Source organism: Halobacillus aidingensis (assembly GCF_900104185.1).
In the GTDB taxonomy this organism is placed as follows: Bacteria; Bacillota; Bacilli; order Bacillales; family Halobacillaceae; genus Halobacillus; species Halobacillus aidingensis.
Window position 1 is genome coordinate 12755 of record NZ_FNIZ01000027.1, and the last position, 15943, is coordinate 28697.

13 protein-coding genes and 2 tRNA genes are annotated in these 15943 nt (G+C 44.6%); 2 read left to right on the forward strand and 13 right to left on the reverse strand.

Features of this window, described 5'->3' with window-relative positions; genetic code table 11:
- Positions 1 to 49: 49 nt before the first annotated feature.
- Positions 50 to 2497 carry a stage II sporulation protein E gene (gene spoIIE / locus BLS23_RS18955; protein ID WP_089654585.1) on the reverse strand — a complete coding sequence of 816 codons (2448 nt, stop codon included), beginning with the start codon at positions 2495 to 2497 and terminating at the stop codon, positions 50 to 52.
- A gap of 277 nt (positions 2498 to 2774) precedes the next feature.
- On the opposite strand from spoIIE, the gene BLS23_RS18960 reads away from it, so the two are divergent.
- Positions 2775 to 2851: transfer RNA gene (locus tag BLS23_RS18960), tRNA-Met, on the forward strand.
- A gap of 21 nt (positions 2852 to 2872) precedes the next feature.
- Positions 2873 to 2944 (forward strand) — tRNA-Glu (locus BLS23_RS18965).
- A 743-nt stretch (positions 2945 to 3687) separates the two neighbouring features.
- On the opposite strand, the gene BLS23_RS18970 is transcribed toward BLS23_RS18965, so the two are convergent.
- The 12 genes from BLS23_RS18970 to BLS23_RS19025 form a co-directional block, all read right to left on the reverse strand.
- Positions 3688 to 4074: a S1 domain-containing RNA-binding protein gene (locus tag BLS23_RS18970; RefSeq protein ID WP_089654586.1), complete on the reverse strand. Its 387-nt coding sequence runs from the start codon at positions 4072 to 4074 to the stop codon at positions 3688 to 3690.
- Between the two features lie 78 nt (positions 4075 to 4152).
- Positions 4153 to 4536 carry an FtsB family cell division protein gene (locus tag BLS23_RS18975; protein ID WP_089654587.1) on the reverse strand — a complete coding sequence of 128 codons (384 nt, stop codon included), beginning with the start codon at positions 4534 to 4536 and terminating at the stop codon, positions 4153 to 4155.
- A 15-nt stretch (positions 4537 to 4551) separates the two neighbouring features.
- Positions 4552 to 5139 (reverse strand): spore cortex biosynthesis protein YabQ, encoded by a 588-nt coding sequence (gene yabQ, locus BLS23_RS18980; RefSeq protein ID WP_089654588.1) that lies wholly within the window; start codon positions 5137 to 5139, stop codon positions 4552 to 4554.
- Positions 5136 to 5441 carry a sporulation protein YabP gene (yabP, locus tag BLS23_RS18985; RefSeq protein WP_089654589.1) on the reverse strand — a complete coding sequence of 102 codons (306 nt, stop codon included), beginning with the start codon at positions 5439 to 5441 and terminating at the stop codon, positions 5136 to 5138. The genes yabQ and yabP overlap by 4 nt, the downstream gene beginning before the upstream one ends.
- A gap of 277 nt (positions 5442 to 5718) precedes the next feature.
- Entirely contained in the window at positions 5719 to 5982 is a 264-nt protein-coding gene (locus tag BLS23_RS18990; protein WP_089654590.1) for an RNA-binding S4 domain-containing protein, read from the reverse strand.
- A 3-nt stretch (positions 5983 to 5985) separates the two neighbouring features.
- Positions 5986 to 7452 carry a bifunctional methyltransferase/pyrophosphohydrolase YabN gene (gene yabN / locus BLS23_RS18995; protein WP_089654591.1) on the reverse strand — a complete coding sequence of 489 codons (1467 nt, stop codon included), beginning with the start codon at positions 7450 to 7452 and terminating at the stop codon, positions 5986 to 5988.
- Positions 7449 to 9035, reverse strand: coding sequence for a putative polysaccharide biosynthesis protein (locus tag BLS23_RS19000; protein WP_089654592.1), 1587 nt, complete (start codon positions 9033 to 9035; stop codon positions 7449 to 7451). The genes yabN and BLS23_RS19000 overlap by 4 nt, the downstream gene beginning before the upstream one ends.
- A gap of 93 nt (positions 9036 to 9128) precedes the next feature.
- Entirely contained in the window at positions 9129 to 9665 is a 537-nt protein-coding gene (gene spoVT / locus BLS23_RS19005) for a stage V sporulation protein T (RefSeq protein WP_089654593.1), read from the reverse strand.
- An 808-nt stretch (positions 9666 to 10473) separates the two neighbouring features.
- Positions 10474 to 14010 (reverse strand): transcription-repair coupling factor, encoded by a 3537-nt coding sequence (gene mfd / locus BLS23_RS19010; protein ID WP_089654594.1) that lies wholly within the window; start codon positions 14008 to 14010, stop codon positions 10474 to 10476.
- A 49-nt stretch (positions 14011 to 14059) separates the two neighbouring features.
- Positions 14060 to 14290: an anti-sigma-F factor Fin gene (gene fin / locus BLS23_RS19015; protein WP_089654595.1), complete on the reverse strand. Its 231-nt coding sequence runs from the start codon at positions 14288 to 14290 to the stop codon at positions 14060 to 14062.
- 76 nt (positions 14291 to 14366) lie between these two features.
- A complete protein-coding gene (pth, locus tag BLS23_RS19020) occupies positions 14367 to 14930 on the reverse strand; it encodes an aminoacyl-tRNA hydrolase (protein WP_089654596.1) in 564 nt (187 codons plus the stop codon).
- A 305-nt stretch (positions 14931 to 15235) separates the two neighbouring features.
- Positions 15236 to 15889, reverse strand: a complete 654-nt coding sequence (locus BLS23_RS19025) for a 50S ribosomal protein L25/general stress protein Ctc (protein WP_089654597.1) — start codon at positions 15887 to 15889, stop codon at positions 15236 to 15238.
- Between the last annotated feature and the right edge of the window lie 54 nt (positions 15890 to 15943).

Consider the following 15943-nt stretch of genomic DNA (forward strand, 5'->3'; position numbering starts at 1 on the left):
TGATTCGTTGCTTCCATCATCGCCGAAAAGGAGAAATTCTATACTACAATCAGGCCTCTTTTTTCACCGAAGGAATCGACGTCCACTCCGGCATATAACGATCAATCCGCGCTACGATAATCGTCATATCATCCATGATCGTTCCAGATTGGGTCCGTATCACCTCTTCTAATAAAAGATCAGCCATCGCTTGGGGATCTTCATCTGATATTTCCCTGATCTTCCGCTTAAGCCACATGTCTACATTACCGATTTGCTTCGGACCTTCCAAAATCCCGTCGCTCATCATGATGAGGAAATCTCCTGCCTTCAATTGTTCACTCCTCATATCCACGTCGACATCCGGGATGATTCCCATCGGCAGGTTTCCGGCCTCGACGGTGAAAATTTTATCGCCTCGTTTTATATAGCTCGGCGTGCTGCCGACCTTAATGAACTTGGACGTCGCCTGATGCAGGTCAATCACCGCTAAGTCCAACGTTGAAAAAATTTCATCATTCGTCCGTAAAGACAATATGGAATTAATCGACTGAATGGCTACGGACTCCTGGATGCCCGATTGAAGAATCTGTTTCAACAGCCTCAGCGTTTCCATACTTTCCTCATGAGCACGTTCCCCGTTACCCATTCCATCACTGATCGCTAATGCATATTTCCCCCTTCCTAACTCCATCATTGTAAAGCTGTCTCCTGAAACGAACCCCCCTCCTTTAGCGGCGTGTGCAACTCCCGATTCGATTGAATAATGCTTCGCTGATCCAAATGATAAATAACACCTTCCGTTTGGATATGGAGAGATTTCTTCCATTGTGACAACAATGGTTTCTCCCAGAATATCCGAAAGGACAGGTGCAATGATTTTCGCTCCTTCCCCTCTATAATTATCAATCTCAACAATTAATTCGAGATCCATGTTTCCCGCATCCAAGGAATAGATTTCTAATTTTTGAATGACCATCCCCATTCGTTCAAGTGCATGGTAGATCACCTGTTCTTTATGCTCATGGTGCTCACGCTCTTTCACAATTTCCTTTGCAAAATTATTCATCACATCAGATACGCCCTGGAGCTGCTCGGCTACAAACTTCCGGCTTTCGTGCACCTGGCGCTTCAATTCTTTGTTGGCATGATAAAAAGACAATTCATGATTCATCGTATCAATCAACTTTTGCGGTTTGACGCAATGCTGATCGACGTTCTTTCGCATGACACGGCTGGGCTCCCCTCTTTCATCCAATTCATGCATAAGATCGGTCATTAAGTTATGGGTGTCGTCGAATTGATTGACCCAACATTTTTCTTTCTTAAAACATGATTGGCAGGTTTTTTCCGTGACATGACTTAAAAAATAGTCCACTTCCTCTGCTTCCCCGTTATCCTCCTTTGGAGACTCTAAATGAGTAAAACTTTTTGATAAAGCCTGAAAAACGTCCGAAAACTTCCCGACCCTGACAGCCGTGACGTCTCGCACTTTTTGTAAGTATTTTTGCTGTTCCGAATGGTGTTCATCCGTCCCCGGAACATATCGTGATAATTGCTTGACCCACGAATTCGGGGTCAGCATGAACAAAACCACCGCACAGGCCGAAGCCCACAGCGAAGATGGAAGATCAGCTCCACTGCTCACATAGAAACCAATCAATAAAGTACCGACGATGAGTCCTACGCTCACCCCGGCCTTTTTCCCTTCTTTTAATAACCCCCCTAATAAGCCTGAGAAAGCGAGCAGGCTCATTTGATAGATATGATCCATATTGGATAGGCTTAAAACCAGTCCGGTCACTACACCGACCGTTGATCCAATCGCAGCCCCGGCAGTATAGGCCATCAAAATAACTAAGTATCGAGCAAAAATATCGACCACGGCAACGCCCTGTACCTGCCAGCCGATCATTCCCGTTAAAACAGAGGCCAATAATATGATTAAACAAACAATTTCTTCATTTGTTAACGATGGTTGATATCTTTGTGGTGTTAAAAGCGGAATGCTTTGCATAAAGATGAGTACAAGGATAAAAGCTAGTACTCCTTCCGCCACCATCAAAGTAAGTTCGTAGAGCTGCCAACGATCCAGCAGAGCGAGACTCACGGTTCTCGGAATCAAGCTTGCCATCAACGCAATCATCGGCAGCCATTTCTGGGGGTGACTTGTTTTGCGCAATGCCAGACTTAAGAGCAAAAAAGTCGTCGACGCCCCTACAATAAAACCCGCATGACCGTAGCTGTATGTAGAAGCCCCGGCGGCCATCATAATTGTGACGGGTATGACAAGCGGACGCTTTAGCCACCAGATCACCGCTAAAAATGCTACGCCAAAAGGGGCCATGGACGATAGAATGATGGCTCGTCCTAATAATAACGCCAGCACCATGTGGAAAACCCCTTTGTTTGCCATAAAGGAAAACGTACCGAATGAAGCCTTTTGTAACCCTCTCACGATCCCGGATCCTCTGACGGCCGATGGACGACTTTCTCGTTTTGATACAGTTCCTAACATTTTCATCACTCCTTCTTTGTGAAACCTATTAAACCACACCCAGAACAAGCATTTTGTCAAAACAACAGGAGAGCAGAAACAAAAACTTCGATGGTTTTCACAAGAAGAAAGGTCGTTTCTACAAAATCTCCCCAACCGCATCCCTCTACGTTCCAAAAATCTTCCTCATTCCCTAGCGAAATAGACAGAGTTATCTGATATTTTTATTTCTTGTTGACAGTTTATTTATCATGGTGTAATATATTTTTTGTGCTTCCGAGAGAGCATTCAATTAAATGGCGGTGTAGCTCAGCTGGCTAGAGCGTACGGTTCATACCCGTGAGGTCGGGGGTTCGATCCCCTCCGCCGCTACCATTATTTTTTGCCATACATATTGGCCCGTTGGTCAAGTGGTTAAGACACCGCCCTTTCACGGCGGTAACACGGGTTCGAATCCCGTACGGGTCATCAGAAACATTCTTGTCCTAAAAAAGTCGCGTCTCTATATAGAGACGCGACTTTTTTTATTTACTTTACTTATTCAGCTAAATGGCAGGATTTTTGAAGATTTGATTTCGAGACTTCTGTGAGAGTTTAGGGGCTCCGGGAAAAGGTTCGCTTTCCGTGGGCGAGTGATGAGCCTCCTCGAGCTAACGCTCTGTGGGGTCTCATCTCCCACGCACTTCCCACAGGAGTCTCACCGTTTCCCTCCGCCCCTTTGCCATATGAGGTTCTCGAAATCCCTCTACTAGTAACCTGCCGAGCTCTGTAATACAGCCCTGTTCACCTACGCCGTTATAGAGTCGTTTTAATCATAGATCCTTCACGAATAAGGCATGGGAACAGGGTCTGGGAAACGTCCGCATGAAAAGCGAATGGGGGCACGAACGTGGGTGTTTTTCTACTGACTGATTCAAAGCACTGCAAATCGTCGTTTCCCTGACCCCGTATCCATGGTCAGGAACTATCATTAATTATTTCAACTAGACAAGGCTTCCTTTAACGATGCGCGGTATGTGCACCTTGCACTCCCGCGGAAAGCGAGTCGCCCCCGCAGCCCCCATCCACCCAACAGAAGTCTCGAAACTGAGTCTTCAACTAAAGGGAGCTTTAGTGGAGGAAATGATGGCATACAAAAAAGCAGATCCGTTATGGATCTGCTTTTTATTTATGAAGACGTGCACCTTTTACTCATTGTCCTAGACAGCAAGCTATCCTCTTTTAGCACCTCGACCTCCACGTTTGGATTCCGTGTGCTTCTTCAGTGATGCCAGTCGCTCGTCACTATCCTTGATAAATCGGTTCATTTTCTGTTCGAATGATTCAGCCGGCTTACGAGGTTTCTGTGGGCGACGACCGTAATTCTCTTTTGCTTTCTTAATGGAAAGACCAATCTTCCCATCATCTCCGACATTAATGACTTTCACATCCACCTGGTCTCCCTGGCTTAAGTGCTCATTAATATCCTTTACGTAGTTATCGGCAACTTCACTAATGTGAACCAACCCCGTCTTACCATCTGGAAGCTCGACGAACGCTCCGAAATTAGTGATACCCGTTACCTTACCCTGCAGCTTGCTGCCTACTTCAATTGACATAAAAAAAATGCTCCTCCTTAAATTTTCGATAAAAAAATTATCCTTCTTATATATTATATATAAGCTTTGAAAAGAGTGTCAATATGACGGGTCCTCATTAGGCATTTTAAATATAATTTCTCCTTCTTTTGAGAAGAAATAGTTCGTCCGCGCAATCTGCAGCACATACTCTTCATCCTTAAGAAGTTCAATTTCCTGCTCTAAACCTTTTTCCTCTTTTTTCAAAGCGGTCATCTCTTGTTGCAACTGTTCGTATTTCTCCTGCTTATCTGCATACAAAGACTGTTGTTTCATAGAATAAAACACCATGGAGCCAGCAACGATCGACACTAACAGGGCAAACATAACGAGACGGCGGACTAATCGCTTTTTCTTACGTTGGTGTCTGTCCATATAGGCATCGTAGTGCTTCATGTATGTAGAATCCAGACGTGCCACAGACTCCGTTTGTCTCTTTGCCATGAAAGTAGGCCTCCTTTACTTCTTGATTCGTTTCATCCAATTGTTCATTGTATTCTTCATTTTATCCAGAAACCCTGCTAAATCCCTTAAGTAATTTTTCATGTTTTTCGGCAAGAGTCGCCAAATGATTCGAAAAATTAGCCGGATCGGATAAAATACGACAAGAAACAATATAATGGTACCCTTTAAAAGTATCTTATAAACGCCAAGAAGTAAAGAAATTATAAGGAAAATGATGGATTTCGAGGGTATAAAAATTAAATAATACACGGTCTTTTTCAAAAAACGGAAAACAGCCATGCTGATCCGTATCCACATTTCAAGTGTTTTTAAGTAAAGGTTCTGAAACATCGCACGATACGCGGCAAAGCCACAAACGATCGCCACGAAAACATAAACCCGCAGCTCTCCATAATTAGCGAGGTACAACAAATAGAAGAGAAAAGAGGCTTGAAGGAGCCAAAAGCCCAGTTGATAAATGATTTCAAGCCAGCCCCTCTTTCTTTTTCCGAAAAAGCGCTCAAACGTATCCAGTGAAGCGCCGACAAACACCCCTCCCCCAATCATGGCAAGAATCGTTATGAACTGAGTGGTAAGGGTCATTTGAACAGCTTGCTAAACAGGCCTTTAGCTTTCTCCCCTTGATGCTCGTCCAAGTAGGTCATTTCATACATTTTCCCTTTGATTGATACGACTCCAGAATCCAAGTCCAGGTTTTTCATTTGCAGGTTTTGTCCACGGACAACAAGATACCCCATCGATGTCTGGAGGAGGAATTCTTCACTATCGAAACTATCCACCTCTTTCACACCTGAGATTTCTATATTTCTTCTATTCCATACTTTCACATTATGTTCCACTGGTTGCTGACTGCGTATCCCTTGATTCTTTTCATAACCTTCCATCTCATCACAGCCCCCTTCTCTAGTACAAGCTATGAGAAAAAAGAAGAGATTAGAACTCTAGAATGCGGAAGCGCCTGGGGGCAGCCCCGACAACCATAAATTATAATTACCAACCAATGTGTACCGTGCCTGGCACCGACTAAAAGCTTTTCAGTGCCAGGCACCCTTTTATACACGGGCGGTGCCTGGCACCAATGAGAGCTACGCCAGGGTCCGGCATATAAAAGAAATACAGAAAAGCAGAAAAAACCACTGCCGAAGCTGGCAGTGGTTTTTGTCAGGATTGATTGACAGGCTCTTCTTTTTTGATTTCATAAAGAGTCGCCGCTTCATTTTTCGTGACATTCTCTTTTAATGATTTCACTTCAATCGTCAGCACTTTCTGCCCGAATTGAATCGTCAGTTCATCCCCGACCGCTACATTACTTGCCGCTTTACTTTGAGCACCATTGATGCTGATGCGCCCTTGATCTGCTACTTCTTTCGCCAGCGTACGTCTTTTGATTAAACGGGAGATTTTCAAAAATTTATCCAAACGCATGTGTCATTCCGCTCCTTTATGTTTTGCTTTCGCTTTTACCCACAATTCCTCTAATGAATCTAAATCATAATCTCTTAATTGGCGTCCTTCTGCGAGGGCATCCTTTTCCATGGATGAAAGACGGGTCCTGAATTTACGGTTCGTCCGCTGAAGCGCATTTTCACTACTGATCTTGTAGTGCCTTGCAAGATTAGCGATCGCAAACAGCCAATCTCCGAATTCTTTTTCCATCTCTTCACGGTCTCCGGAGTCGCGTGCTTCCTTAAATTCCTGCCACTCTTCTTCCACTTTTTCAATGACAGGAGCAACGGTCTCCCAGTCGAATCCCACTTTAGCCGCTTTTTTCTGCAACTCTTCCGCTTGAAGGAGGGCGGGGAAACTTTCGGGAACCGAATCAAGAATGGAAGCAGACTGTTCCCCTTTTTCCTCTGCTTTAATGGCCTCCCAGTTGGTAACCACTTCATCTGAGGAATCCACTGTGATCTCACCGAACACATGAGGATGCCTGCGAATCATTTTTTCCGTTATGGATACTATTACGTCGTCGATTGTAAAATATCCTTCATCTTCCCCAATTTGGCTGTGCAGCATGACTTGAAGCAGCACATCGCCAAGCTCTTCTACCATATGGTCGTCGTCCATACGGTTGACGGCATCAATAAACTCATACGCTTCTTCAATCATGTATTTCCTTAGTGATTCGTGCGTCTGTTTGCGATCCCAAGGACAGCCTTCCGGACTCCTCAAAATCTTGATGACTTCTCTCAGGCGGAAGAATTGGTGATTGAGAGCCTCTTTTTTAACAGGCGGGATATAAACACTCGTTAAATTATTCACTTCCACACGGCGGTCCAGCTCTTCCAGAGGGACCGTCGTAATCTTTTCATGTTCACTTCCTGCAGCTGTGACTATGGTTACAGGATAATCGGCTGGTAAATCTTCCAGCAATGTCAATTTCACTTCCGATGCGACTAAAGAATCGTATACCTGGCAGAGGATGAGATGGTTCAAAAACTGAAGCTCTTCTCGTTTCAAATCTGTAGCGTCTACAAATTGAAACCCCTCAATCGGGTCAATTTCAAGTGCGGTGAACGTGGCATCAAGAAAACTTTGGCCGCCTTTGATATCAAGGGAAACTTCTCCTCTGTCCCTCGCTTGAATCAGCAATTGAACCGTTCGTTCAGCAAGCATAGGATGCCCAGGTACGACATAGGTTAAATCCTGTCCACCAGAAAAGGTAAGGAGACGAGAGACGATTTCTGGGTATACATCTCCAAATTGATCATGGGATTCATATACGGAATCAAAACTTTCAAATGTGATCCCTTCTTTTTGCAATGCTTGAATGACTGGGTGGTCAAGAGTTCGTGCATAGAGATGGGGTTGGTTTTGTGTCAATTCACGGTAGATCCCGAGCGGAAGCTGCTCTAAATCCGCAGCCCCAAGTCCGATGATTGTTATGGTGTTCATTGATCCATTCCTTTCGGCGAAAGTTTCCATACGACCTTACGAAAAGGTATGACATGTAATTCTTCATTTGTGAAGCTGCCCGTTCTCAGGAGAAGGACGGCATAAACCAAAGCACCAAATCCTGTGACAGACAACGTATATAGGAACAAAGGTAATCTTGCATCTAAGTCAAAAACCAGAAAGGCAAGCATTTTAGCCAGCCATAGTCCGAACAACATTCCTAAAAGAGAGATTAGGATCCCTTTCCAGGGGAGACTGGTCCATTTTTCCCAAGGAACTTCATGTCTTAAGGTTACGATATTTCCGATCAAAACAAAAGCGACAGCCATCACTGAGGCGATTGCTGCTCCGTGTAAATCCAAAAAAGGAATCAAGAGCGTATTTCCAGCCCATTTAACGATCAGCCCCCCTGCAATCATCATGGCTGTTTGTTTCATATAACCAAGTCCCTGCAAAATGGAAGAGAGCGTAATAGACAGGGAACTGCCAAGGATGACGAGCATCAGAATTCTTAATGCACTCGTTCCTTGATCGTCCTGAAAAAAGGATTGATTGATGGCGGGAAATAAGAAAATCAGCCCCGCCGTCGCTCCAACACAAAGGAAGACAGTCATTTTCACGGCGCTCACCACTGACTTTTTCACTTTACCAGGATTCTGATTCATTCTTGATCTAGTGACAGAAGGAATGAGAGCGAGAGCAAGCGAAGAAGCAAGAACCGTCCCTAATTGAATAAGGGGCTGCCCCCTGTCGAATACCCCTTTCCACATACGCGCATCTTCAAGCACTATCCCTGCTTTTTGAAGATTCGGGACCAATGTCAAGGCATCAACGAGCTGCAAAGATAAAAGCAGCATGTAGTTTAAACAGATAAGGATGCCGTGCAGAAAAATTGTCCGTTTGTATGAAACGTGCTTGTCCCACCTGCGCCATGTCCACATGTCCCCCTTTTTCATCAACCAATAAAAAAGAACGGAGAACGCAGCGACTGCACCTGCTATTGAACCTAGTGACGCCCCTATTCCTATTGTATAAACATCTGTTCCCCGCATGACCAAAACAGCAGAACCTATAATGATTCCGACCCTGAAGACTTGTTCGATGATTTGTGATACAGCTGTAGGGCCCATATCATTTTGTCCTTGGAACACGCCTCGGACGACCGAAACAAAAGGAACAAGCAGGAAGACAGAAAATGCCGTCTTTAGTGAAGCTGTTAATTTTTCATCCCCCATGACAGAAGAAATCCACGGGGAAGATAGAAATCCAGCAGCAAAAATCAGTCCAGATGCCATCATCACCCACCAGAAAACAGGTAGGTAAAACGACGGGATGGATAAAGGGGATGATTCATCGCCGATATCAGAAACGATTTTTGAAATGGCTGCTGGAAACCCATATAAGGCAAGGATCAGAGCGATGCCGAGAATGGGATACACTTGTTGGTAGACATAAAAGCCAAGATCTCCGGTTAAGTTTTGAAGCGGGACTCGATATCCCGCACTAATCACCTTACTGATCAATCCGGCTAGTGTTAGAATGAATGCTCCTTGTAAAACAGAGCGTGAACGTAATTTGGTCATTTTGGACCCTTTCTAATTTATATGTATATAGAACATTCATTATATCATAGGAAAAGGTCAGACCCCGTACCCGCCCGGATCTGACCTTACTTGCTACTCCATTTGTTTGGCTAAAAAACTAGCGGCTGTCTGTACAGCTTTACTGACCCCGTCTTCCAATGGAGAACCTTCTTTGTTGAAGGCGACGACGCAGCCGATGGGATCTCCTTGCGCAATGATAGGATAAATAAGATATGATATCACATCTTCTTCCTGACCCCGAGTCAATTCAACCGGCTCCGGATGCTTCTCAAAAGACATTGTTCTAGAATCCATGACTTCTTCAATCTTAGACCCGATCGATCGGTTCATATAATCCTTTTTCGCACTTCCCGCCACAGCTATATACTCATCACGATCGCAAATCAACACAGGAGCTTCTAAAGACTCACTGAGCGCTTCTGCGTACTCTTTTGCAAAATCACCCAACTCGCTGATAGGTGAATACTTTTTAAGTATGACTTCACCTTCACGGTCTACAAAAATCTCTAAAGGATCACCTTCACGGATCCTCAGCGTACGGCGGATCTCTTTCGGGATAACAACACGTCCTAAATCATCAATACGGCGTACAATACCAGTTGCTTTCATTCTTTATGCTGCCTCCTTTTCTGTGATGACTGCCTATCTATACCTGTTGAAGCGCAAGCAGAACAAGCGGGTGATTAAAGATAGTATGATACAGCAATAAAAACCTATACACCCTTTGGATGGATTTTCTCATAAAAAATGTAAACTTGAAATGTGGAGGTGCCTTGGGCAGCTTCGACAAGCATATGCGAAGCATCTTTTGTGAGGTGCTTTTTCCTCACAAAGATGATTTGCATATGACCTCGAGAAGCTAGGCACCGGAACTGGATCTCACCGGATGTGGAGGCGACTGATTAGACACGACAAGCATAAGTCAAAACACGCAGTGGAGCGAACTTTCTCCACGTAGTGGATTGACTTATGTCTCGAGTGTCTGGGAGCCGGAACTGGACGATTTGAAATGTGGAGGTGCCTTGGGCAGCTTCGACAAGCATATGCGAAGCATCTTTTGTGAGGTGCTTTTTCCTCACAAAGATGCTTTGCATATGACCTCGAGAAGCTAGGCACCGGAACTGGATCTCACCGGATGTGGAGGCGACTGGTTAAACACGACAAGCATAAGTCAAAACACGCTGGATCATCACCTACGAAGCGGACTGATACCCTCTCCATTGCTTTTCCCTGTACCAGGTACGGCAAAGTAAAAAGCTGTACCTGGTACAGGAAAGTAAAAGCATGGTACCAGGTATGACATTCTTCCTTATCTGTACCTGGTACCGGCCGACATGGACCTTGTACCAGGTATGAATGCTGAATTTTAATTGAATAGATAAGAAAAACCTCACCCCTATGCAGGGGTGAGGTACAATCAAGCGGTTGATACTTCTCTCATCATTTCAGGCAGTTTACTGATAAACTCTTCAACAAGTTCATATCGTTTAAATTCTGTCTTACGGTCCCATGTAAAGGTCACTTTCAACCGGGAATCTTCCGTTCCCAGTTGAACCATACGGCCATACTTATTAGCAAATTCGAACAGTTTGGTTCCATCAATTTGCTGACTTTGCTCGGCTTCCATCAACATTTCGATTTTCTTTTTCTTCTCTGTCACGTTCTCAATTCTTGAGCATTTTGCCTGCAGACGAATAGAGGAAACGCGGAATAAGTTATCAACCTCTTGCGGATAGTCCCCGAAGCGGTCAATCAATTCATCTCGCAAGTCATGGATATCCTCGACCGTTTCAATCGCCTGGAACACTTTGTACATGTCGATTTTCTGCTTTTCATCAGCGATGTATTCATCCGGAATATACGCATCCAGCATCATATCAAGCTCCGGTTGGAATGGCTGTACATTCTCCGGTTCTTTTCCTTGTCTTTTCGCTTCGATGGCGTCTTTCAGCATCTGTGAATACATATCGAATCCGACAGAGTCGATATATCCGTGTTGCTGCGCTCCGAGGAGGTTTCCCGCTCCCCGGATGGACAAATCACGCATAGCGATTTTAAATCCGGATCCAAGTTCCGTGAATTCCTTAATGGCCTGCAATCGTTTCTCGGCAACTTCTGTGAGCACTTTATCCTTTTGATAAGTAAAGTACGCATACGCCACTCGATTCGACCTTCCGACACGACCACGCAGTTGATACAGCTGACTTAATCCCATACGATCTGCATCATAAACGATCAGTGTGTTCACATTCGGAATGTCGACACCCGTTTCAATGATTGTCGTACTGACGAGCACATCAAATTCACCTTCAAGGAAGGAGAACATGACATTCTCAAGCTCGGTCTCATTCATCTGTCCATGGGCAGAAGTAACTCTCGCCTCAGGTACGAGTTCAGCAATTTGCTGAGCCATCCGTTCAATGTTTTCCACACGATTGAACAGGAAAAATACCTGTCCACCCCGGGCCATCTCCCGTTCCACCGCTTCCCGAAGGAATATCGGATTGTATTCAAGCACATACGTCTGAATAGGAAAACGGTTGGCAGGAGGTGTTTCGATGACAGACAAGTCCCTCACCCCAAGCATGGACATGTGTAACGTTCTCGGGATCGGGGTCGCCGTCAACGTCAGCACATCCACATTGTTTTTCAACTGCTTGATCTTCTCTTTGTGTTTAACTCCGAAGCGCTGTTCTTCATCGACGATCAACAATCCTAAGTCCTTGAACTGCATATCTTTGGATAAAATCCGGTGTGTCCCTACGACCACATCGACAAGGCCTTTCCTCAGACGATCTGTTGTTTCCTTCTGCTGCTTTTTCGTACGGAAGCGGCTCATAAGACCAATGTTAATCCCAAAACCTTGGAAGCGCTCTTGAAGGGTCTCATAGTGCTGCTGAGCAAGAATCGTCGTAGGGACAAGCAAAGCCACCTGTTTCCCATCGACAATTGCTTTGAAAGCGGCACGAATCGCGACTTCTGTCTTCCCATAACCAACGTCTCCACAAAGCAGACGATCCATCGGACGCACACGTTCCATATCCGATTTGATTTCTTCGATACAACGGATTTGATCTTCCGTTTCTTCGTATGGGAAGGCCGCTTCAAAGTCTTTTTGCATTTCTCCATCTTCACTGAAGGCAAATCCTTTGGAAGCTTCGCGTTCGGCATAGAGTTGAATCAAATCATCGGCAATATCTTCTACCGAGGATTGGACTCGGCTCTTCACCTTTTTCCACTCACTGCCGCCAAGCTTATAAACTTTCGGCTCTTTCCCTTCCGAACCCACGTATTTTTGAATCAGATCGATTTGGTCGATCGGCACATACAACTTGTCATTTCCAGAATAATTGACCATAAGAAAATCTTTATGGTTTCCGCCCATTTTCAGCGTTTCAATTCCTAAATATTTCCCGATTCCGTGGCTGGCGTGGACGACATAATCGCCGACCTTCAATTCCTGATAATTTTTAATCCGCTCAGCATTCGACATTTTTTGTTTACGTTTCGGTTTAGCGGTCCTTTTTTTGAACAGCTCATTTTCGGTCATGACCGCAAGCTTATGCATCGGCCATTCGAACCCATGACTGATGTTGCCTGTGATAATGGTCGGTTTCACCAATGGAAGCTGGACGTCTCCTTCCGCAATAACCGCTTCCATATCATAGTCACGAAGCACACCTTCGATCTTGGTCTTCCGATTTTCATCGGGAGCTAGAATTACGACAGAGTAATCCTGCTTTTCCCAGCGATCCATTTCATTTTTTAATAAATTCATCTGCCCGTGAAATTGCTGCATCTGACGACTAGAGATATTCACGATATTCTGTGGCTGCGTATTAGGGATATGCCTCATAAAAACAGACAGATAGAGACGAGGATGCTCGATCTTCATCCAGGCATCCTGCCAGTCGAATGATAGATGAAGCTCTCGTACGGTCTGGTTAGCTTCCAGCATACTGTTGTGCCATTCTGCTTCTTCCTGGTCGAGACGATTGGCCGTTTCCTGGATCCGGCTCATTTCATCCAGAATGACAAGACCCGTTTCGGGCAGGTAGTCTAGTAGACTTACAGGTTCTTCATAGAAGTATCCAATGTACTTATAAATTTCCTGGAAATGCTCTTTGGCTTTCAAAAGATCCAAATCATGCTCGACTACTTGAGCGAGCGTCTCTTTCGCATCCTGTTTGGTCAGTTTCTTCAAGGAATGGCTCAGGGCGTTCTCCAGGCGGTCATGGGCTCTGGCAAAATCTTCATCCTTGAGCAGCAGTTCCGTTGCCGGACCGATTTGGATCGCGTCTAGTTTGTCATGAGAGCGTTGCGTCTCGGAATCAAACGTTCGTATTGAATCCACTTCAGTGTCGAACAACTCAATTCGATACGGAAACTCAGCGGTCAGTGGATACACATCCATGATTCCACCGCGCAGAGAGAACTCCCCTGGTGTGGCCACCATCTCTGTACGGTCATACCCCATGTTCACCAAGCGTTCTAAGTATTCGTCGAGGTTGATTTCTTCCCCAACACGAAAAGGGAGCTGACTCTGCTCCCAGTAAGATTTCGGTGGCATCATTCGTTTTAGTGCTGCCACAGGCGCAATCAGAATCCCTTTTTCCTGAGACAGCCACTGACTTAATGCGTCGATACGCTGACTTCTCAGTTCAGGGCTCGCAACAGCGATCTCCGATGCGATCAGTTCATTGACCGGATAAAGGTGAACATGTTCGGCATCGGTCAATTCTTGCATATCCTCATACAATTGTTGCGCTTGAATCAGTTGATGAGTCACGATGATGACCGGTCGTTCCAAGGACTCTTGAAGCATGGAAACCATTAAACTTCTTGAAGCCCCGGACAATCCGGCCACCATCTGTTCTTTCATCCCCGATTTAAAGCCTTCGACAACAGAATGAACATCATCCTGCGGAAATAAATAATCCTTAATACCTTGCATAACGAATTCCTCCACCACCCAGATTTCCGATCGATTCAGAAACCAAGATTTACTGTATAAAAAAGTCTAGCTCATGGTAATGTGGATTGTCGTCTAATGATTCTTTGCACGAGTCACAAATGGTTCGAATGTCCATGTCGCCGCTCGCTGTCATATGAACCATTTGCTCTTGGTCCTGATCATTTAAGATATCAAAGCCCAACTGGGACACATCCACATGTTCCGCATCTAATTCTCCGACCTGATTTTCACAATGACGGCAAAAATAACGTATTTTCATTTCCATCCTCCTTGAGGGGTTGATGGTAGATAGTTTTACCGTCATTCGGGACTGTTATACGAACACAGTAATCCCGTCACTTCACATTAAAATCATTCATCACTTCGTTAAACGGTTTCTCTATCCATGCTTCACAAGCTTTTACCGCATGATCAATGCTTTCTTCTACTGGCCCATGTTCTTCTTTAGAGAAGCCACCTAACACATGATCGATGACCGTTTTTGAATCTTCCGGACGACCAACACCGACACGCAGCCGTTTGAATTCTTTTGTTCCCAGCTGGTCGATAATATTGCGAATGCCATTATGCCCGCCATGGCCGCCTTTTTTCCGTAAACGAATCTTCCCTGGTGGCAAATCCAAGTCATCATAGATCACCAATACATCTTCAATATCGATATCATAAAATTCCATCAAAGGCCGTAGTGCTTCACCGGATAAATTCATGTACGTTTGGGGTTTCAAAAGAATAATTTTCTCCCCGTTGAAACGCTCCATCGTGAATAAACCGTTAAATTTTTTCTGACTCAAGGACCACTGATTTCGTGAAGCCAATTCATCTATAATCATAAACCCGATATTGTGACGGGTCTCTTCGTACTTTTTCCCTGGATTTCCAAGTCCTACAATACACTTCATACATAACTTCCTTTTCTGTCTTTATACTATTGATTCATTATATCAAAAGGAAACGCGGAAAGATGTCAAAATGCGTTCCATCCATGCAAAAACTTACTCCTAATCTGTCGTCCGTTTATACAATCCCCATAACCCGGATTCTTAACCGCAGGACAGCGAAACTGGTACAACAATAGCATAAGCCCATCAACAGTTTAAAGCTTCTTTAACACCATTGATTGGCTTATGCCTACAGGAAAGGAATATAAAGAATGAACGATTAAAAAGGGCGCGCCTGCTCGGCCACGCCCTTTGTGTGTTTTCCATTACTGTTCTTTTTCTTCGGAATCTTCTTCTGCATCCTCTGATTTCTCATTAATGACTTCAGGTTCAGCATCAGAATCTGTATCCGGCTCGTCTTCCGGCATTTCTTCCGGAGGAGTAACGGATACAATCGTCGTATTTTCATCTTCGGTAATCTCATAGTTTCGGGACTCTTTCAAGTCACCAACCATGATGCTGTCACCGATATTCAATTCTGAAATGTCAACAACGATTTCCTCAGGAATATCGCGTGGCTTCGCACGGACAGCCAAATCGTAAAGCGGCTGCTGGACGACGCCGCCCTCTTTACTTCCTGCCGCTTCACCTTCTAAATGGACAGGAACTTCGACATCCATTTCCTCAGACATGTTTACAACATAGAAGTCTGCGTGGATCAATTCATCTTTCAATGGATCGACTTGATATTCATGCAACATGACATCTACGGTGTCTTTTCCATCAATATCAAGGGAGATAATTGCGTTCTTACCTTCATCACGAACGGTTTTAAGTAACTCTATGCTGTTAACAGCAACCGTGATCGGTTCTTTATCCTTCCCGTATACGACACTAGGAATGTTACCTTCCAGGCGAAGTTCACGGGTTACAGATTGCTTGAGATTTTGTCTTTGATTTGCTTTTAATGTAATAGCCAAATTAATCAACCTCCAGTAATTTACCAATCATTATTCCAGTTTCCCGTTAAAAAC